The sequence below is a fragment of the Tenacibaculum sp. genome (genome assembly GCF_048269885.1).
Classification (GTDB): domain Bacteria; phylum Bacteroidota; class Bacteroidia; order Flavobacteriales; family Flavobacteriaceae; genus Polaribacter.
On sequence record NZ_JBLWTZ010000008.1, the window covers coordinates 55,082 to 72,436 of the forward strand.

The 17,355-nt window shown below is 32.6% G+C and carries 24 protein-coding genes; 23 read left to right on the forward strand and 1 reads right to left on the reverse strand.

From position 1 onward, the window contains the following. Nucleotides 1–3: 3 nt before the first annotated feature. The 21 genes from rpsN (at nt 4) to ACN0WY_RS07840 (ending at nt 14,082) form a co-directional block, all read left to right on the forward strand. Nucleotides 4–273: a 30S ribosomal protein S14 gene (gene rpsN, locus ACN0WY_RS07740; RefSeq protein ID WP_028890738.1), complete on the forward strand. Its 270-nt coding sequence runs from the start codon at nt 4–6 to the stop codon at nt 271–273. A gap of 66 nt (nt 274–339) precedes the next feature. Beyond that, nucleotides 340–1,206: a LytR/AlgR family response regulator transcription factor gene (locus ACN0WY_RS07745; protein WP_417799996.1), complete on the forward strand. Its 867-nt coding sequence runs from the start codon at nt 340–342 to the stop codon at nt 1,204–1,206. A gap of 104 nt (nt 1,207–1,310) precedes the next feature. Beyond that, nucleotides 1,311–2,426: an acyltransferase family protein gene (locus ACN0WY_RS07750; protein WP_417799997.1), complete on the forward strand. Its 1,116-nt coding sequence runs from the start codon at nt 1,311–1,313 to the stop codon at nt 2,424–2,426. A 286-nt stretch (nt 2,427–2,712) separates the two neighbouring features. Further along, nucleotides 2,713–3,111 (forward strand): 30S ribosomal protein S8, encoded by a 399-nt coding sequence (gene rpsH, locus ACN0WY_RS07755; RefSeq protein WP_047789826.1) that lies wholly within the window; start codon nt 2,713–2,715, stop codon nt 3,109–3,111. 15 nt (nt 3,112–3,126) lie between these two features. Beyond that, the gene (gene rplF / locus ACN0WY_RS07760; protein ID WP_330489041.1) at nt 3,127–3,672 is read left to right on the forward strand and encodes a 50S ribosomal protein L6; all 546 of its coding nucleotides are present in this window, start codon (nt 3,127–3,129) and stop codon (nt 3,670–3,672) included. Nucleotides 3,673–3,690: 18 nt separating this feature from the next. Further along, the gene (gene rplR, locus ACN0WY_RS07765; RefSeq protein WP_047789824.1) at nt 3,691–4,041 is read left to right on the forward strand and encodes a 50S ribosomal protein L18; all 351 of its coding nucleotides are present in this window, start codon (nt 3,691–3,693) and stop codon (nt 4,039–4,041) included. A gap of 8 nt (nt 4,042–4,049) precedes the next feature. Further along, nucleotides 4,050–4,574 carry a 30S ribosomal protein S5 gene (gene rpsE / locus ACN0WY_RS07770; RefSeq protein ID WP_099215310.1) on the forward strand — a complete coding sequence of 175 codons (525 nt, stop codon included), beginning with the start codon at nt 4,050–4,052 and terminating at the stop codon, nt 4,572–4,574. 11 nt (nt 4,575–4,585) lie between these two features. Continuing rightward, nucleotides 4,586–4,768, forward strand: coding sequence for a 50S ribosomal protein L30 (gene rpmD, locus ACN0WY_RS07775; protein ID WP_330489043.1), 183 nt, complete (start codon nt 4,586–4,588; stop codon nt 4,766–4,768). 12 nt (nt 4,769–4,780) lie between these two features. Next, nucleotides 4,781–5,230: a 50S ribosomal protein L15 gene (gene rplO / locus ACN0WY_RS07780; RefSeq protein WP_047789821.1), complete on the forward strand. Its 450-nt coding sequence runs from the start codon at nt 4,781–4,783 to the stop codon at nt 5,228–5,230. 12 nt (nt 5,231–5,242) lie between these two features. Further along, a complete protein-coding gene (gene secY, locus ACN0WY_RS07785; RefSeq protein ID WP_330489130.1) occupies nt 5,243–6,562 on the forward strand; it encodes a preprotein translocase subunit SecY in 1,320 nt (439 codons plus the stop codon). Nucleotide 6,563: 1 nt separating this feature from the next. Continuing rightward, a complete protein-coding gene (infA, locus tag ACN0WY_RS07790; protein ID WP_024740627.1) occupies nt 6,564–6,779 on the forward strand; it encodes a translation initiation factor IF-1 in 216 nt (71 codons plus the stop codon). A 12-nt stretch (nt 6,780–6,791) separates the two neighbouring features. Next, on the forward strand, nt 6,792–6,908 hold the full coding sequence (gene ykgO, locus ACN0WY_RS07795) for a type B 50S ribosomal protein L36 (protein ID WP_010181906.1): 117 nt from the start codon (nt 6,792–6,794) through the stop codon (nt 6,906–6,908). Nucleotides 6,909–7,013: 105 nt separating this feature from the next. Then, on the forward strand, nt 7,014–7,379 hold the full coding sequence (gene rpsM, locus ACN0WY_RS07800) for a 30S ribosomal protein S13 (protein WP_125068405.1): 366 nt from the start codon (nt 7,014–7,016) through the stop codon (nt 7,377–7,379). Nucleotides 7,380–7,412: 33 nt separating this feature from the next. Further along, entirely contained in the window at nt 7,413–7,799 is a 387-nt protein-coding gene (gene rpsK / locus ACN0WY_RS07805; protein ID WP_068703467.1) for a 30S ribosomal protein S11, read from the forward strand. 136 nt (nt 7,800–7,935) lie between these two features. Continuing rightward, the gene (rpsD, locus tag ACN0WY_RS07810) at nt 7,936–8,541 is read left to right on the forward strand and encodes a 30S ribosomal protein S4 (RefSeq protein ID WP_330489044.1); all 606 of its coding nucleotides are present in this window, start codon (nt 7,936–7,938) and stop codon (nt 8,539–8,541) included. Between the two features lie 100 nt (nt 8,542–8,641). Next, nucleotides 8,642–9,634, forward strand: coding sequence for a DNA-directed RNA polymerase subunit alpha (locus ACN0WY_RS07815; RefSeq protein ID WP_099215313.1), 993 nt, complete (start codon nt 8,642–8,644; stop codon nt 9,632–9,634). A gap of 62 nt (nt 9,635–9,696) precedes the next feature. Continuing rightward, the gene (gene rplQ, locus ACN0WY_RS07820; protein ID WP_330489045.1) at nt 9,697–10,173 is read left to right on the forward strand and encodes a 50S ribosomal protein L17; all 477 of its coding nucleotides are present in this window, start codon (nt 9,697–9,699) and stop codon (nt 10,171–10,173) included. A gap of 97 nt (nt 10,174–10,270) precedes the next feature. Beyond that, nucleotides 10,271–11,380, forward strand: coding sequence for a glutamine-hydrolyzing carbamoyl-phosphate synthase small subunit (gene carA, locus ACN0WY_RS07825; protein ID WP_417799998.1), 1,110 nt, complete (start codon nt 10,271–10,273; stop codon nt 11,378–11,380). Between the two features lie 73 nt (nt 11,381–11,453). Continuing rightward, nucleotides 11,454–12,743 carry a phosphopyruvate hydratase gene (gene eno, locus ACN0WY_RS07830; protein ID WP_417799999.1) on the forward strand — a complete coding sequence of 430 codons (1,290 nt, stop codon included), beginning with the start codon at nt 11,454–11,456 and terminating at the stop codon, nt 12,741–12,743. 306 nt (nt 12,744–13,049) lie between these two features. Continuing rightward, the gene (locus ACN0WY_RS07835; protein ID WP_417800000.1) at nt 13,050–13,484 is read left to right on the forward strand and encodes a hypothetical protein; all 435 of its coding nucleotides are present in this window, start codon (nt 13,050–13,052) and stop codon (nt 13,482–13,484) included. Between the two features lie 4 nt (nt 13,485–13,488). Then, a complete protein-coding gene (locus ACN0WY_RS07840; RefSeq protein WP_417800001.1) occupies nt 13,489–14,082 on the forward strand; it encodes a hypothetical protein in 594 nt (197 codons plus the stop codon). Between the two features lie 85 nt (nt 14,083–14,167). Here the strand turns inward: ACN0WY_RS07840 and ACN0WY_RS07845 are convergent, their stop codons facing one another. After that, nucleotides 14,168–15,022: a hypothetical protein gene (locus tag ACN0WY_RS07845; protein WP_330489050.1), complete on the reverse strand. Its 855-nt coding sequence runs from the start codon at nt 15,020–15,022 to the stop codon at nt 14,168–14,170. A 233-nt stretch (nt 15,023–15,255) separates the two neighbouring features. Here ACN0WY_RS07845 and ACN0WY_RS07850 point away from each other — a divergent pair, with 233 nt between their 5' ends. Beyond that, a complete protein-coding gene (locus ACN0WY_RS07850) occupies nt 15,256–15,480 on the forward strand; it encodes a hypothetical protein (protein WP_417800002.1) in 225 nt (74 codons plus the stop codon). 588 nt (nt 15,481–16,068) lie between these two features. Beyond that, nucleotides 16,069–17,355 (forward strand): citrate synthase, encoded by a 1,287-nt coding sequence (locus ACN0WY_RS07855; protein WP_330489052.1) that lies wholly within the window; start codon nt 16,069–16,071, stop codon nt 17,353–17,355.

The window sequence follows — 17,355 nt, forward strand, 5'->3', positions numbered from 1 at the left end:
AAGATGGCTAAAGAATCAATGAAAGCGCGTGAGCGCAAAAGAGCTAAAATGGTTGCTAAATATGCAGAAAAGAGAAAAGCTTTAAAAGAAGCTGGAGACTATGAAGCATTACAAAAGTTACCAAAAAACGCATCACCAATTAGAATGCACAATCGTTGTAAGCTAACTGGACGTCCTAAGGGATATATGCGTCAGTTCGGAATTTCACGTGTTACTTTCCGTGAAATGGCTAACCAAGGATTAATTCCAGGAGTAAAGAAAGCAAGCTGGTAGTATATCAGTTATTACAATATAAAAAAGGTGTACAACATGTTGTTTGTGCACCTTTTTTTATTTTGCATGAAAAGTAAGAATAAAGTGAATAAGTTTTTAAACAATCAATACCCCTATTACTATAATTTCAAAAATGCTTTGGTATTAGGTATGGTAATCTTAATACTCTCTACAGTATTTAGTTTTTTATTTGAGCCATTTGAAGTTAATTTTCAAGAGCTAAAATATCCTTACTTTATAATCTCTCTTATTCACTCATTAGTTTCATTTATAGTTTTTTTAATATTAGTTTTAGTTTTAAATGGGTTTCGAAGTAAAAGTGATGATTGGTTAGTTAAATATGAACTATTATTTTTATTAATTCTTCTAATCATTATTGGTGTAGGACAATTTCTTATCAGGGATGTTATTTATGATAAAGACGATAATTGGTCATTCAGTTATTTAGTTGAGGAAATAAGAAATACCTTGTTGGTTGGAAGTTTATTGTTGTTCATTATAACTTCAGTAAATATTGAGAGATTAAAGAATATCTATAACAAGCGTAGTAGAAATTTAACTCATCATTTATTTGTACCGCATAATGAAGATGAGACTATAAAAATTATAACTTCAGTAAAGAGTGATGATTTTGACTTAACCTTAAGTGATTTTTTAAATGCTAAATCCGACAAAAACTATACAGAGATTTTCTTGTCTGATGGTAAGTCTTTAAAGAGATTAACATTGAAAAGTTTAGAAAACCAATTATCCGAATTTGCATTTATTTGTAAAACACATCGTTCTTTTCTTGTAAACTTGAATAAAATAGCATCGATTAAAGGAAATACACAAGGCTATAAAATAGTATTAAAAAACCATACTGAAATTGTTCCGGTTTCAAGGTCTATGATTTCAAAGTTTGAAGCTCAATTAAATGGTTTAATATCTTAGCTTGTTACTCATAACATTTCTTTTGTTAGTCGTCCCAATTCTTAAATAACCTGTTGCATACACCTAAATCGTAGCTAGTTTCGTACAGATATAATTAAATATTTATGAAAACTAAAAGACGATACGATTTAGATTGGTTACGTGTGATTTCAGTTCTTACTGTTTTTGTTCATCATGTTTGCATGCCTTTTAATGGTGACGATTTTCATATTATGAATGAAGAATCAAGTAAATTACTTGATAATCTTATGGTTTTTTTTGAACAGTTTCGTTTACCATTACTGTTCTTAATTTCAGGAGTAGGAACCATTTTTGCCTTTTCGAAAAGACACTGGTTTCACTTTGTAAAAGAACGAAGTCTACGATTATTAATTCCATTAATTTTTGGTGTATTGGTATTAATTCCTCCACAAACCTATTTTGAAAATCATGATGAGCATAATTCATTTTTTGAAAGTTACTTTAGTATTGTGTCTCGATTAGATGTAAACCATCTTTGGTTTATTGAAAATCTTTTTTGGTTGTCTCTTTTCGTAATTCCTTTGATTGTTTTTGTCAGGTCTTCTAAGAGTAAAAGATTTAAATCAATACTTATTAAACTAACTTTTAAGTATGGTGTTTTTTCTTGGTGTATAGTTTTGATAATTCTGAAAGTAATAGGGAAGTATTATTTTCCTAGTGATTCAAAAAGTATTTTTAATCTTTCTTCAACTTTATATTATGGTTTCTTTTTTGTAAGTGGTATTTTTATAGCGAGTATGGAAGTTCTTTGGTTAACTATTTATAGTAACAGAAGAAAGTATTTGTATGTGGCATTCGCTTCAACTGTTGTGTTTTACTTTTATTATTTCTTACCATCTGATATTATCTCACCTTATATTTCTTTAGAACAACGATGGAATCTCTGGTATTTGGTTTGTGGTTTAGTTTGGTCCGTAATTCTTTGCACATTAGGTTATAGTCAAAAATATTTGAACAATAATAGCTTTGTATTAAGTAAACTAAACGAAGCTATTTATCCTTTTTATATGCTGCATCAAACAATTATTATTGCGCTAGGTTATTATATTTTGAAGATTAACGCATCTATTTTTAACAAAATAACACTTCTTTTTAGTGTTTCACTAGTTGTGATTTCGTTAATATATGTATTGATAATTTATCCGTTTAAGAGGATAAGATTTTTCTTTGGAATGAAAAATATGACTGTAAAAAAGTAAAAGATAACTACTATTTAAATCCTGAAGAAAGCGATTAAAATTTAGCAATAAATTAATTGTCAAATCGATAATTGAAAAATCTCTTTTTTTTTTGAAAACTTTACGTATATTTGCACACTGTTTTTATAGGGTAAATTATGCCTTGTAAGTAAATACTGATTAAACAGTATAATGCCTACGAGATTTTACTCAAAAAACAATTAAATAAGTATTAACTGGTTTCAGGTTTAGTATGCGTATTGATAAGATAAGGGTACTAAAAACCAAAACCGAAAATTAATTAACTATGTATACAGATCCAATCGCGGATTTTCTTACTCGTGTGAGAAATGCTATTGCAGCAAATCACAGAGTAGTTGAAGTTCCTGCTTCAAAGTTGAAGAAGGAAATGACGAAAATTTTGTTCGATCAAGGTTACATTTTAAGTTATCAGTTCAATGACGATAAAGTACAAGGAACTATTAAGATAGCGTTAAAATACGATCGTGATACGAAAGAATCAGTAATCAGAAAGATTCAAAGAATTTCAACACCAGGTTTACGTAGATACGTTGGCGCTAAAGAAATGCCAAGAGTATTAAACGGATTAGGGATTGCAATTGTTTCTACATCAAAAGGTGTAATGACAAACAAAAAAGCAAGACAAGAGAACGTTGGTGGAGAAGTATTGTGTTACGTTTACTAAAAAACATTTTGTAAGATGAGTAGAATAGGAAAGAATCCAATCGCATTGCCACAAGGTGTTGAAGTAAAAGTAGACGAAAATGTGGTTACAGTAAAAGGAAAATTAGGAGAGTTAACTCAAGAAATTAAGTCTGATATTACTGTAAAAGTTGAAGATGGTACCATTACTTTAGAAAGACCATCAGATAGTAAAGATCATAGAGCTGCACATGGTTTATACCGTGCTTTAATCAATAATATGGTTGAAGGAGTAAGCAAAGGTTTTACTAAAGAGTTAGAGTTAGTAGGTGTTGGTTATAGAGCATCTAACCAAGGTCAAAAATTAGATTTAGCCTTAGGTTTCTCTCACAATATTGTAATAGATTTAGCTCCAGAAGTTAAGGTTGAAACAGTATCTGAAAAAGGTAAAAATCCAATCGTAAAGTTAACTTCACATGACAAACAATTAGTTGGTCAAGTTGCAGCAAAAATTCGTTCATTCCGTAAGCCAGAGCCTTACAAAGGAAAAGGAATTAAGTTTGTAGGAGAAGTATTAAGAAGAAAAGCAGGTAAATCTGCATAATAAATAAGAGAAATTATTATGGCATTATCAAAGCTTGAAAGAAGACAACGAATTAAGCATAGAATTAGAAAGATTGTTACAGGTACAGCTGAAAAACCAAGGTTATCAGTTTTTAGAAGTAACAAAGAAATCTATGCTCAGTTAATTGATGACGTTGCAGGAGTTACATTAGCATCTGCATCATCAAGAGATAAAGAAATTACATCTAGTTCTAAAGCAGAAGCGGCTACAGCTGTAGGTAAAGCTATTGCTGAAAAAGCTGTAAAGGCTGGTGTTGATACTGTTGCTTTTGACCGTAACGGATATTTATACCACGGAAGAGTTAAAGTATTAGCAGACGCTGCAAGAGAAGCTGGTTTAAAATTTTAAGAAATTATATTATGTTAGGATATAAAAACGTAGAAAGAGTAAAACCAAGCGGATTAGAGCTTGTAGATAAATTAGTTGGTGTACAACGTGTTACCAAAGTAACTAAAGGAGGTAGAGCATTCGGATTCTCTGCTATCGTAGTAGTAGGAGATGGGAACGGAGTTGTAGGTCACGGATTAGGAAAATCTAAAGATGTTTCTTCTGCAATTGCAAAGGCAGTAGAAGATGCAAAGAAAAATTTAGTACGTATTCCTATTTTAGAAGGAACATTACCACACGAACAAAAAGGTAAATTTGGTGGAGCAAAAGTATTCATCAAGCCTGCTTCACACGGTACCGGGGTTATTGCCGGAGGTGCTGTACGTTTAGTATTAGAAGCTGTAGGTATTAAAGACGTATTATCAAAATCTCAAGGATCATCTAACCCACACAACGTTGTAAAAGCAACCTTTGACGCTTTATTACAATTACGTAGTGCTGCAACTATTGCTAAGCAAAGAGGTATCTCTTTAGAGAAAGTTTTTAACGGTTAAAATTTAAGACGATGAGTAAAATTAGAATTACACAAGTAAAAAGTCAAATCGGTCGCCTTAAAAATCAAAAAAGAACGTTAGAGGCGTTAGGTTTACGTAAAATGAACCAAACTGTAGAGCATGATGCATCAGCTACAATTTTGGGTATGGTAAGTAAAGTTTCACACTTAGTTTCTGTAGAAGAAATTAAATAAGACAATATAAAGATGAGTTTACACAACTTAAAACCAGCAGCAGGATCTACAAAAAGCGGTAAAAGAATCGCTCGTGGAGAAGGTTCTGGTCACGGAGGTACCTCTACAAGAGGACATAAAGGAGCTAAATCTCGTTCTGGTTATTCTCGTAAAATAGGATTTGAAGGAGGACAAATGCCTCTTCAAAGACGTGTGCCTAAATTTGGTTTCACTAACATTAATCGTAAAGAATATGTTGGTGTAAATTTAGACAAGTTACAGTCATTAGTAGATAACGGAAAGATAACAGATACAGTTAATTTAGATGTTTTAGTAGAAAACAGATTGGCTCGTAAAAACGACTTAGTTAAAATATTAGGTGGTGGAGAGTTAAAGGCTAAATTAAATATAACTGTACATAAATTTACAGCGTCAGCTAAAGCAGCTATCGAAGCAGCAGGAGGTGAAGCAGTAACATTATAAGAATTGTAAATGATGAATTTTATAAATACTTTAAAAGACATTTGGAAGATTGAAGAGTTAAAAGAAAAATTACTTTTAACCTTAGGTTTAATCGCTGTTTACCGTTTTATGGCAGCAGTTCCATTACCAGGAATTGATCCTACTCAGTTATCAGCATTAAAAGACAGTACTGACAGTGGACTTTTAGGTTTATTAAACGCATTTACAGGTGGGGCATTTGCTAGAGCGTCAGTAATGGCACTTGGTATAATGCCTTATATTTCTGCATCTATTGTAGTTCAGCTAATGGGTATTGCGGTACCATATTTGCAAAAATTACAAAAAGATGGAGAAAGTGGACGTAAGAAGATTACGCAAATAACAAGATGGCTTACGATTGCTATTACATTGTTTCAAGCACCAACCTATATTGGAGTAATCCAAAACCAAATGGGCTTACCGCAAGAAGCATTCTTAGTAACAGGAGCAACATTTTGGGTGTCATCAATCATTCTTTTAAGTGCAGGAACAATTTTTGCAATGTGGTTAGGAGAGCGTATTACTGATAAAGGAGTTGGTAATGGAATTTCATTATTAATTACCGTTGGTATTATCGCAAATTTCCCAGCAGCATTTATTCAAGAGTTAGTTTCTAAACAAACTGCAGGAGCAGGAGGAATTATGATGATTTTAATCGAATTAATAGTTTGGTTTGTAGTAATCTTGTTAACCGTATTATTAGTTACCGCAGTACGTAAAGTAGCCGTTCAATACGCACGTCGTACAGCTGTTACAAATATTAAAGATGTTGATGGTGCTAGACAGTACATTCCTTTAAAACTGAATGCCGCTGGAGTAATGCCAATTATTTTTGCACAAGCTATTATGTTTTTACCAATAGCGTTAGGACAAAAATATCCAGCATTAAACAGTTTGACTGATATTAACGGTTTATGGTATAACGTTATATTTGCTTTATTAATTATTGTCTTTAGTTACTTCTATACAGCCATCACAATTCCTACGAATAAAATGGCAGAGGATTTAAAGAGAAGTAATGGTTTTGTTCCAGGATATAAGCCAGGTGAAGAAACAGCTAGTTTTTTAGATTCGGTATTGTCAAAAATTACATTACCAGGATCGTTGTTCTTAGCCGCTTTATCGATATTACCAGCAGTTATTGTTAAGTTTGGAGTTACTCAAAACTGGGCAATGTTTTATGGTGGAACATCTTTAATTATTATGGTAGGAGTTGCAATCGACACTATTCAGCAAATAAACTCGTATTTATTAAACAGTCGTTATGACGGTTTAATGAAAACAGGGAACAGTAACAGAAAATCATTAAAATAATATGGCTAAGCAACCAGCAATTCAACAAGACGGAACCATTACAGAGGCATTATCAAATGCAATGTTTCGAGTAGAATTAGAGAACGGACATATTGTTACGGCTCACATTTCAGGAAAAATGCGTATGCATTATATAAAACTATTACCAGGAGATAAGGTAAAGTTAGAAATGAGTCCGTATGATTTATCAAAGGCAAGAATTACTTACAGATATTAAAAACACACACTGATGAAAGTAAGAGCATCATTAAAGAAAAGAAGTGCCGACTGCAAAATTGTACGCAGAAAAGGCAGATTATATGTAATTAACAAAAAGAATCCTAGATTTAAACAAAGACAAGGATAATAATAAGACACTAGTCATTAGTAATTAGTAGTTAGATGAATCTGTTTGAAATAGAAATGTTTAGGATTCTAACAACTAAAAGCTAACAGCTAAAAACTAAATTATATGGCAAGAATCGCAGGTATAGATATTCCAAAGAATAAAAGAGGTGTTATCGCTTTAACTTATATCTTTGGTATAGGAAGAAGTAGAGCTAAAGAGATTTTAGCTGCTGCTAACATAGATGAAAGCATCAAGGTTCAAGACTGGACTGATGATCAAATTGCAGCAATTCGTGAGCAAGTTGGAACTTACACTATTGAAGGTGAGTTACGTTCTGAAGTTCAATTAAGCATCAAACGTTTAATGGATATCGGATGTCAAAGAGGTATTCGTCACAGACTTGGTTTACCATTACGTGGACAAAGAACAAAGAATAACTCTCGTACAAGAAAAGGTAAGAGAAAAACTGTAGCTAACAAGAAAAAATAATCATTGATTATTTTTTACTAATAGTAAAGAATTATGGCAAAGTCTAAAGTAACAAAAAAACGTAAAGTTGTAATAGAATCAGTTGGTGAAGCTCACGTAACTGCATCTTTCAACAATATTATTATTTCTTTAACAAACAAAAAAGGTGACGTTATTTCTTGGTCATCTGCAGGGAAAATGGGTTTCAGAGGTTCTAAAAAGAACACTCCTTATGCAGCTCAGTTAGCCGCAGAAGATTGTGCAAATGTTGCTAAAGAAGCAGGTTTACGTAAAGTAAAGGTGTATGTTAAAGGACCAGGAAACGGTAGAGAATCTGCAATCAGATCTATCCACAACGCTGGTATTGAAGTAACTGAAATTATCGATGTTACTCCAATTCCTCACAACGGATGTCGTCCACCTAAGAGAAGAAGAGTATAAGTTGAATTAATTTTCAACTTATACTTTATTTAGCGTACTTTTGCGCGCAATAAATTAAGTATTTTAACACAGTAGGAACTTAAGATTATCGAAGGAGTACGCCTTAATTCATAATCCCTACTAATTTTAATTAGAAATGGCAAGATATACAGGACCAAAAACTAAGATTGCTCGTAAGTTTGGCGAAGCAATTTTCGGAGACGATAAGAACTTCGAAAAAAGAAATTACCCTCCTGGACAACACGGGGTAGGTAAGAGAAGAGGAAAAAAATCTGAATATGCAATCCAATTAATGGAGAAGCAAAAAGCTAAATATACTTACGGTATTTTAGAGCGTCAGTTCCGTAACCTTTTCAAAAAAGCATCAGCTTCTCAAGGAGTAACAGGTGAAATTTTACTACAATTATGTGAATCTCGTTTAGACAACGTAGTATACCGTTTAGGTGTAGCAAATTCACGTAGAGCTGCACGTCAGTTAGTATCTCACCGTCATATCACTGTAAACGGTGATATTGTTAACATTCCATCTTACAGTTTAAAAGCAGGAGATGTAGTAGCAGTTAGAGAAAAGTCTAAATCTTTAGAAGCTATTGAAAACTCATTAGCAGCTAACAGTAATGTTTACGAGTGGTTAACTTGGAATGCTGATCAAAAATCAGGAACATTTGTAAAAGCTCCAGAAAGATTACAAATTCCTGAAAACATTAAAGAGCAATTAATCGTAGAATTATACTCTAAGTAATAAATTAATCATATTGGTATTTGGCCAAAGGGTTTATTCGTATTTCTTCACACTTATAAACCGCGCAACTAAATAACAATTAAAACGAAGAAAAAACAATATGGCAATTTTAAATTTTCAAAAGCCTGATAAAGTAATTATGATTGAATCTACTGATTTTTCAGGAAGATTCGAATTCAGACCTCTTGAACCAGGTTTTGGATTAACAGTGGGTAATGCTTTACGAAGAGTATTATTATCATCTCTTGAAGGATTTGCTATTACATCATTACGTATCGACGGAGTTGATCATGAGTTTTCAACTATCCAAGGTGTTGTAGAGGATGTAACTGAAATTATCTTAAACTTAAAACAAGTTCGTTTTAAGAAGCAAATTGAAGAATCAGATAGAGAAACAGTTTCTATAGCAATATCAGGACAAGAGCAATTAACAGCTGGTGACTTACAAAAGTTCATCTCAGGTTTTCAAGTACTAAATCCAGATTTAGTTATTTGTAACATGGACAAGTCAGTGACGTTAAATGCTGAAATTACCATTGAAAAAGGTAGAGGTTTTGTACCAGCAGAAGAAAATAAAAGAGCTGGTGCTCCTTTAGGAACAATTTTTACAGATTCTATTTACACTCCAATAAAGAATGTTAAATATGCTGTTGAGAATTTCCGTGTAGAGCAAAAGACCGATTACGAAAAATTAGTTTTCGATATCGATACTGATGGATCTATCAATCCTAAAGATGCCTTAACTGAAGCAGCTAAGATTTTAATCCACCACTTTATGTTATTCTCTGATGAGCGTATCACTTTAGAGGCTGATGAAATCGCACAAACTGAAACATATGATGAAGAATCATTACACATGCGTCAGTTATTAAAGACGAAATTAGTTGATATGGATTTATCTGTTCGTGCTTTAAACTGTTTAAAAGCTGCAGAAGTAGATACGTTAGGAGACTTAGTATCATTCAACAAAAGCGATTTAATGAAGTTCAGAAACTTTGGTAAAAAATCATTAACTGAATTAGATGAGTTAGTGGCTAACAAAGGTTTAAGTTTCGGAATGGATTTAAGCAAATACAAATTAGATAAAGATTAACCTTTCATATTTTGCTCCCCTAAATTAGGGTAGTAGCAAGATGAGAGCTAAAACCAAATGTCATGAGACACGGAAAGAAATTTAATCATTTAGGTAGAAAAACAGCGCATAGAAAAGCGATGTTATCTAACATGGCTTGTTCTTTAATAGAGCACAAGCGAATCAATACTACTGAAGCAAAAGCGAAAGCTTTACGTAAGTTTGTAGAGCCTTTAATTACAAAATCTAAAGACGATACAACGCACAACCGTCGTGTAGTATTTAGTTACTTGCGTAGTAAAGAGGCTGTTACAGAATTATTCAAGGAAATTTCTGTAAAAGTTGCAGACAGACCAGGAGGATACGTTCGTATCATCAAATTAGGAAACCGTCAAGGAGATAACGCTCCAATGGCAATGGTAGAATTAGTTGATTACAACGAGCTATACGATCCAAAAGGAAATAAAGCTAAAAAGAGTACTCGTCGTAGCCGTCGTGGTGGAGCGAAGAAAGCTGAAGCTGCAGCTGTTGAAACTCAAACTTCACAAGAAGAAGAATAAAAATGAGAATTTTTATAAATTATATCAAAGGGATAAACATTTAATGTTTGTCCCTTTTTTTATATATTTTTGCAAACAAATTACACAACACCACTAAATGAAATATCAAACACGTAAAAAAGCATTAGTTTTATTAGCAGATGGAACTATTTTCTACGGTAAATCTATTGGGATAGAAGGAACCGCAACAGGAGAAATTTGTTTTAATACAGGTATGACAGGATATCAAGAAATTTTTACAGATCCTTCTTACTTCGGACAATTAATGGTAGCTACCAATGCTCATATTGGTAATTATGGAGTTAATAACGAAGAAGTAGAATCTGAGGGAATTAAAATTTCAGGCTTAATTTGTCGTAACTTTAGTTTTACACACTCTCGTGTAGATTCAGATGGAAACTTATTCGACTGGTTCGAAAAACACAATTTAGTAGCTATTTCAGATGTTGACACGCGTGCGTTAGTATCTTACATTAGAGAAAATGGAGCTATGAATGCTATTATTTCAACTGAAGTAGAGAAAATAGACGAATTAAAGAAGCAATTGGCAGATACTCCTAATATGGAAGGATTAGAATTAGCTTCAAAGGTATCAACTAAAGAACCTTATTTTGTCGGTGATGAAAACGCTCCCATTAAAATATCAGCTTTAGATATTGGTATCAAGAAAAACATTTTAAGAAACTTAGCAAAAAGAGGAGCTTATGTTAAAGTATATCCTTACAATGCTAGTTTCGAGCAAATGAGTGATTTTAATCCAGATGGATATTTTATTTCTAACGGACCTGGAGACCCAGAGCCTCTAGAAGAAGCTCAAAAAACAGCAAAACAAATCATCGAAAAAGATTTACCGTTATTTGGTATTTGTTTAGGACATCAGGTAATAGCACTAGCGAATGGAATTTCTACTTATAAAATGCACAATGGTCACAGAGGAATTAATCATCCTGTGAAGAACTTACTAACAGGTAAGGGAGAAATTACTTCTCAAAACCATGGTTTCGCTATCAATAGAGAAGAAGCAGAAGCGCATCCAGATGTGGAAATAACTCATGTACACTTAAATGATCATACCGTAGCAGGTATTAGAATGAAGTCTAAAAATGTATTCTCTGTTCAGTACCATCCAGAAGCGAGTCCTGGACCGCACGACGCAGAATATTTATTTGACCAGTTTATCGAGAACATCAAAAAAGTAAAAGCATAAATTTCAAAAAAGTATCATAAATAAATTCCCGTGATTGTTACTTCACGGGAATCTATATTAAAAATAAAGAACTATGAGTATTATAATAAACATTCATGCACGTCAAATTTTTGATTCAAGAGGAAATCCAACTGTAGAAGTAGATGTAACTACCGAAAACGGTGTTGTAGGTAGAGCAGCAGTACCTTCTGGTGCTTCTACAGGAGAACACGAAGCTGTTGAATTACGTGATGGAGGTGCTAATTATATGGGGAAAGGTGTGTTAAAAGCGGTTGAAAATGTTAACACAGTTATTGCCCAAGAGTTATTAGGAGTATCTGTATTTGAGCAAAACATGATCGATCAACTGATGATTGATTTAGATGGAACTCCGAACAAATCAGTTTTAGGAGCAAATGCTATTTTAGGTGTTTCTTTAGCAGCAGCAAAAGCAGCAGCTAATGAATTAGGATTACCATTATATCGTTATGTAGGCGGAGTTTCAGCAAACACCTTACCAGTTCCTATGATGAATATCATTAATGGAGGATCGCATTCAGATGCACCAATTGCATTCCAAGAATTTATGGTTATGCCAGTAAAGGCTAAAAATTTTACTGAAGCAATGCAAGTAGGTTCTGAAATTTTTCACAACTTAAAGAAAGTATTGCATGACCGTAACTTATCTACAGCTGTAGGAGATGAAGGAGGTTTTGCTCCAACTTTAGAAGGAACTGAGGATGCAATTGAAACAATTGCTTTAGCAACTAAGAATGCTGGATATAAATTTGGAGAAGAAGTGATGATTGCATTAGATTGTGCTTCTGCCGAATTTTATATAGATGGAAAATATGATTACACAAAGTTTGAAGGAGATAAAGGCGCTGTAAGAACTTCAGAAGAGCAAGCAACTTATTTAGCTGAGTTATGTGAAAAGTATCCTATTATTTCTATTGAAGATGGAATGGATGAGAACGATTGGAGTGGATGGAAAATGTTAACAGACAAAGTAGGAAATAAAGTGCAGTTAGTGGGAGATGATTTATTTGTAACCAATGTTGAGCGTTTATCAAAAGGTATTGAAAACGGTATTGCCAATTCAATTTTAATAAAAGTAAATCAAATAGGTACCTTAACAGAAACAATTGCCGCAGTAAACATGGCGCATAATGCAGGATATACTTCTGTAATGAGTCACCGTTCAGGAGAAACCGAAGATAATACCATTGCGGATTTAGCTGTAGCATTAAACTGTGGACAAATTAAAACAGGTTCTGCTTCACGTTCTGATCGTATGGCGAAATACAATCAATTATTGCGTATTGAAGAAGAATTAGCAGATGTAGCGTATTATCCACAAGAAAAAGCATTTAAAGTAAAATAAATTATTTTACAAATAAACTTTAAAGCTCGTACTTAAGTACGGGCTTTTTTATTATTGCCATTTTTTATGTTTTTTTAAAAAAAGTGAGGTAATATAGTTTTATCTTGTTTTATTTGTGTTTGCCCATGAATTAATTATTAAATAAAAAAGCACGTAGAATTGAAGTTTGTGAATTAAGAGAAAGAGAAGAAAGAATAATGAGGAAAATTGTTTTTACACTATTAATAAGCTTTACAGCTTTGACAGTAAAATGCCAAGAAAAACAAACACAAAGTGTTTGGAGAGTAAATTTCTTAAAATCCAGGAGTGGAATATGAAATACCAACAGGAAATACATCTACGCTTTCTATAGGAACAGGAATTGGCTATAGTGTTAGTTATCCACATACAGATCATACAGCAGGCTCTGGGTTTATTACCTCATTTAATCCTTTTTTAGATGTACAGCATAAATGGTTTTATAATTTTGAGAAACGTAAAACCAAAGGTTTAAACACAACTAATAATTCAGGGAACTTTATTTCAGCAAGAGTTTTAACAAGAGGAGCGTCTTTATTTGGTAATTCTAACGGAACTGATGGTTTAGACTTTGCAGTAGGACCTACATGGGGGATTCAACGTAAATATGGTAAAAATTTCCACTTGTTATTTGACATGGGACCTATTTATTATTTTGATATCAATGGTGATGGTTATTTTCTACCTTTAATGTTACAATTAAATTTAGGGTTTGATTTATAGACATATGAAATATTTATACACATTACTTGTTGCTATTGTAATTACATCTTGTAATTCGGTAAAATATACTCATTCTGGAGATGTAAATTCACGATTAGATTTCAGAAAAGGAAAGTGGTTGTTAAATGATGTTACCTCTTTTAAAAACACTAGAAAAGATGGTTTAACTGAAGTGGCAAATGAACGATTTTCTGAGCTTATAGGTAATAGACTTTCGGTGGTTAGCAACATGAAAGGAGTATTAATTCCCAGTAATATCTCAGCTAGACTTGATAAATCTATTTTACAAGATATAAAAAATAGCACAGGTTATGATTACTTTATTGATATTAGAACTAAAAATATATCTGATGAAGTAGATATTTTAGGAGCAGGAAGCTCTCAAACTGACCCTTCTAAAAATATTGGTGAGGTAACACTTAGTATCTATGATTTAAACATGTTTGAAATAATATACAGTCAAACAGTAGTTGGCAAATTAGTTGTTTCTGAAAGGGATAATGATTATGCGCTTTCTAAAAATTCAACCCTTATTATTCATAGTGCTTTAAAAAGAATTATGAAGAAAATCAAGAAAAACCAAATCAAGGTTAAGTAATATAAAAATAAAAAAACAAAGGCTGTCTTAACATATAAGGGACAGCCTTTGAAATCAAATTCAATTCGTTTGTTTTAGTTGTTTATTAATTTAAGTTTACGAATTCTTCTTCAGAAATTTCTCCCGTGTAAATTTTATGTAATTCTTCTAAATGAGCTACAATATTTTCATGCTGACTTTGTTCTATAGACGCAGGTTTTTTTAATTCTGATTTTAACCTACCCCCAACAACATAATAGTCATAGTAGTAAAAGAAATTGCTGTCAAAATTTCTATTAGAGTAAGTTCCGTTGTCTCCTAATAAATATCCTAATCTAAAAGCAGATCTTCTTTGAGAAGCAGTACCGTGAGAGCTTCCATTAGGTCCAGCTAATGTTTGTGAAAAATTATAAGCAGCAGCAGCAGTATTCCAGTTACTTGTATAAGTTCTTCGGATAAAATATCCTCCAAATCCATCAGCTTCTAATTCAGTAGCACTAACGTGATTACCACTAGGTATAGTATTGTCTCTAAACTGTACCTGATGTCCCATTTCATGCGCCGCAACATAGGCAATGGCAGCATTACCATAGCTTAAAGCACTTGCTAATAGTTCTTCTCCCCATACGATGTAGCCATTATAGTAAGATAGTGCATTAAATGTTCCGTCTCCACCTGCTAAATATAAAGGAACATTCCCCATACCAAAAAAATTAGCAGCACTGTTGTGTTGTGTTTTTAAAAAGTTAGTAGTAGACTGGTTAACAATGTATTCAGCCCAATAAGAGTTCGGACCAAAACCATCAACTGTGTAATGGTCAGCGTTGTTAACATCTAACATATTTGGTGAACTGATACCTGTAGGTGCATTATCATTTGTAAGATTACTTTCTTCTTGTGTACACTGTACAGTAAGAAAGGATATGCATAATAAGGCAATAATAAATTTAAAATTTTTCATTGTGAAAGGTTTTGTGAATTGAATTAATTTTTTTGAAAAATAGGTATAGCTGTTTGATTGATAAAAAAATAACAAAAATTTAACATTTTTTATCGCAATGTTATTTTTTTTGTAAAAAGCCTTAGAGTGATGTTTTTATTGATTTAGAGGCTGTGTATTAGCATAAGTTTTCTGGTTGGATGTGGGTACTATTTTTGTTAGTTAGAAAATAAAAAATTAAACAGCTATAGGCTATGAAAAGAAGAACAACCATATTTATTATATTATTCTTTACAGTTTACCTTTCAAAGGCTCAAATAAGTATTGATGATGCGGTACAAACAGGTAAAGAAATTTCTAAAGGAAAAAAGACCCCAACTGAGTTAGCTCTTAAGCTTATTCAAACTGTTGAATTTGGATCTTCCCTTCCAAGTAAAATCCAATACTATTTTAGTACAGACGAATACTTTTCGGCTTAAGAAATCAAACGACGTTTGTCTTTCGAACTCTTTTATAATATATAAATTACCCTATTCTAAGAAAATTAACTTTAGGGGCAGTGGTAGGGATACAACACCAATCATAACAAAGCATCATCACAGGGCTAAAGCAAGGAGCAACGTTACGTTATTATTTTAGAAATTATGAAAGTGTTAATATATAGGTTATGACCGCGAGAAGTATAGGTGTTTCAAACAATATAAAAATAAAAGAGGAGAAGGGAATATAAGGTGGGAATACAATTTTCCATCATAGAATTAGAAGATTTTGACGATTTTAGAGTTGTCTTTAATGTTTTTGGGGTCATGATTCTTATACTATTGAACAGCCTATTTTAGGAAATAAAACACCAAATAATATGGTTTTCCGCTCAGTCTATGGTTTAGCAATAGGTTTGCAATTTTTAATTGTTTTTTATATAAGTAAAGTAGCTAATTTTTAAAAGGATTTTAAATAAGAAATTATTATTTTTTTATATTAAAAATCTATCCATTTGCTCTTTTAAAATAATCCAAAAAATGGTATCTTCGCAACTCACTTCAATCATAAAAAATTATAGTTAAAAAATGTCAGATATAGCAAAATTACAAATTGGCGAAAATACGTATGAGTTTCCTTTAGTAAAGGGAACAGAAAATGAAACTGCAATTGATATAAAAGCCTTAAGAGGAGTCACGGATGGAGTTATAACCATAGATCCAGGATATAAGAATACAGGTTCATGCCAAAGTGCTATAACATTTTTGAATGGAGAAGAAGGAATTTTAAGATATCGAGGGTACTCAATTGAAGAATTAGCAGAAAAAGCAGACTTTTTAGAAGTTGCTTATGCTTTAATCTTTGGAGAATTACCAACTAAGGAACAATTAGAAAAGTTTTATGGAGACATCTTAGATGAAGCTATTGTTGATGATGACATCAAAAAAATAATTGATGCATTTCCAAAGAACGCACATCCAATGGGAGTGTTATCATCACTAACATCTGCATTAACCGCATTTAATCCATCTTCTGTAAACGTTGACTCAGAAGAAGACATGTACAAAGCGATTGTTAAAATTATGGGGAAATTCCCGGTATTAGTAGCTTGGACTTTACGTAAGAAACAAGGATTACCACTAAACTATGGATCTCGTAAGTTAGGTTATGTAGAAAACATTTTAACAATGATGTTTCAGAAGCCCAATGATGAGTACGAGTTAAATCCAATCGTAAAGAATGCGCTAGATAAATTGTTAATTTTACATGCAGATCACGAACAAAACTGTTCTACATCTACAGTACGTATTGTAGGATCTTCTCATGCAGGCTTATTCGCATCATTATCAGCAGGTATTTCAGCTTTATGGGGGCCTTTACATGGAGGAGCAAACCAAGCAGTATTGGAAATGTTAGAAGCAATTAAAGAAGATGGAGGAGATACAAAAAAATACATGGCGAAAGCTAAAGATAAAAACGATCCTTTCCGTTTAATGGGATTCGGACACCGTGTATATAAAAACTTCGATCCAAGAGCAAGAATCATTAAAAAAGCTGCTGATGAAGTGCTAAATGACTTAGGAGTTCAGGATCCAATCTTAGAGATAGCAAAAGGATTAGAACAAGAAGCGTTGAATGATCCATATTTTGTTGAAAGAAAGTTATATCCAAACGTAGATTTCTATTCAGGTATTATATACAGAGCTATGGGAATCCCTGTAGAAATGTTTACAGTGATGTTTGCTTTAGGACGTTTACCAGGTTGGATAGCACAATGGAGAGAAATGCGTTTAAACAAAGAACCAATTGGTCGTCCACGTCAAGTTTATGTTGGAGAGAATTTAAGGGAATTCGTTGAATTAGACAAGAGATAA

Bases quoted from the DNA above. Each gene is read 5' to 3' on its own strand.
- rpmD (WP_330489043.1), top strand. From the start codon at position 4,586: ATGAGTAAAATTAGAATTACACAAGTAAAAAGTCAAATCGGTCGCCTT.
- carA (WP_417799998.1), top strand. From the start codon at position 10,271: ATGAAATATCAAACACGTAAAAAAGCATTAGTTTTATTAGCAGATGGA.
- ACN0WY_RS07745 (WP_417799996.1), top strand. From the start codon at position 340: ATGAAAAGTAAGAATAAAGTGAATAAGTTTTTAAACAATCAATACCCC.
- rpsH (WP_047789826.1), top strand. From the start codon at position 2,713: ATGTATACAGATCCAATCGCGGATTTTCTTACTCGTGTGAGAAATGCT.
- ykgO (WP_010181906.1), top strand. From the start codon at position 6,792: ATGAAAGTAAGAGCATCATTAAAGAAAAGAAGTGCCGACTGCAAAATT.
- rplF (WP_330489041.1), top strand. From the start codon at position 3,127: ATGAGTAGAATAGGAAAGAATCCAATCGCATTGCCACAAGGTGTTGAA.
- rplO (WP_047789821.1), top strand. From the start codon at position 4,781: ATGAGTTTACACAACTTAAAACCAGCAGCAGGATCTACAAAAAGCGGT.
- infA (WP_024740627.1), top strand. From the start codon at position 6,564: ATGGCTAAGCAACCAGCAATTCAACAAGACGGAACCATTACAGAGGCA.
- ACN0WY_RS07855 (WP_330489052.1), top strand. From the start codon at position 16,069: ATGTCAGATATAGCAAAATTACAAATTGGCGAAAATACGTATGAGTTT.
- ACN0WY_RS07845 (WP_330489050.1), bottom strand. From the start codon at position 15,022: ATGAAAAATTTTAAATTTATTATTGCCTTATTATGCATATCCTTTCTT.
- ACN0WY_RS07840 (WP_417800001.1), top strand. From the start codon at position 13,489: ATGAAATATTTATACACATTACTTGTTGCTATTGTAATTACATCTTGT.
- rpsK (WP_068703467.1), top strand. From the start codon at position 7,413: ATGGCAAAGTCTAAAGTAACAAAAAAACGTAAAGTTGTAATAGAATCA.
- rpsN (WP_028890738.1), top strand. From the start codon at position 4: ATGGCTAAAGAATCAATGAAAGCGCGTGAGCGCAAAAGAGCTAAAATG.
- secY (WP_330489130.1), top strand. From the start codon at position 5,243: ATGAATTTTATAAATACTTTAAAAGACATTTGGAAGATTGAAGAGTTA.
- rpsM (WP_125068405.1), top strand. From the start codon at position 7,014: ATGGCAAGAATCGCAGGTATAGATATTCCAAAGAATAAAAGAGGTGTT.
- rpsD (WP_330489044.1), top strand. From the start codon at position 7,936: ATGGCAAGATATACAGGACCAAAAACTAAGATTGCTCGTAAGTTTGGC.
- ACN0WY_RS07750 (WP_417799997.1), top strand. From the start codon at position 1,311: ATGAAAACTAAAAGACGATACGATTTAGATTGGTTACGTGTGATTTCA.
- eno (WP_417799999.1), top strand. From the start codon at position 11,454: ATGAGTATTATAATAAACATTCATGCACGTCAAATTTTTGATTCAAGA.
- rplR (WP_047789824.1), top strand. From the start codon at position 3,691: ATGGCATTATCAAAGCTTGAAAGAAGACAACGAATTAAGCATAGAATT.
- ACN0WY_RS07815 (WP_099215313.1), top strand. From the start codon at position 8,642: ATGGCAATTTTAAATTTTCAAAAGCCTGATAAAGTAATTATGATTGAA.
- rplQ (WP_330489045.1), top strand. From the start codon at position 9,697: ATGAGACACGGAAAGAAATTTAATCATTTAGGTAGAAAAACAGCGCAT.
- ACN0WY_RS07850 (WP_417800002.1), top strand. From the start codon at position 15,256: ATGAAAAGAAGAACAACCATATTTATTATATTATTCTTTACAGTTTAC.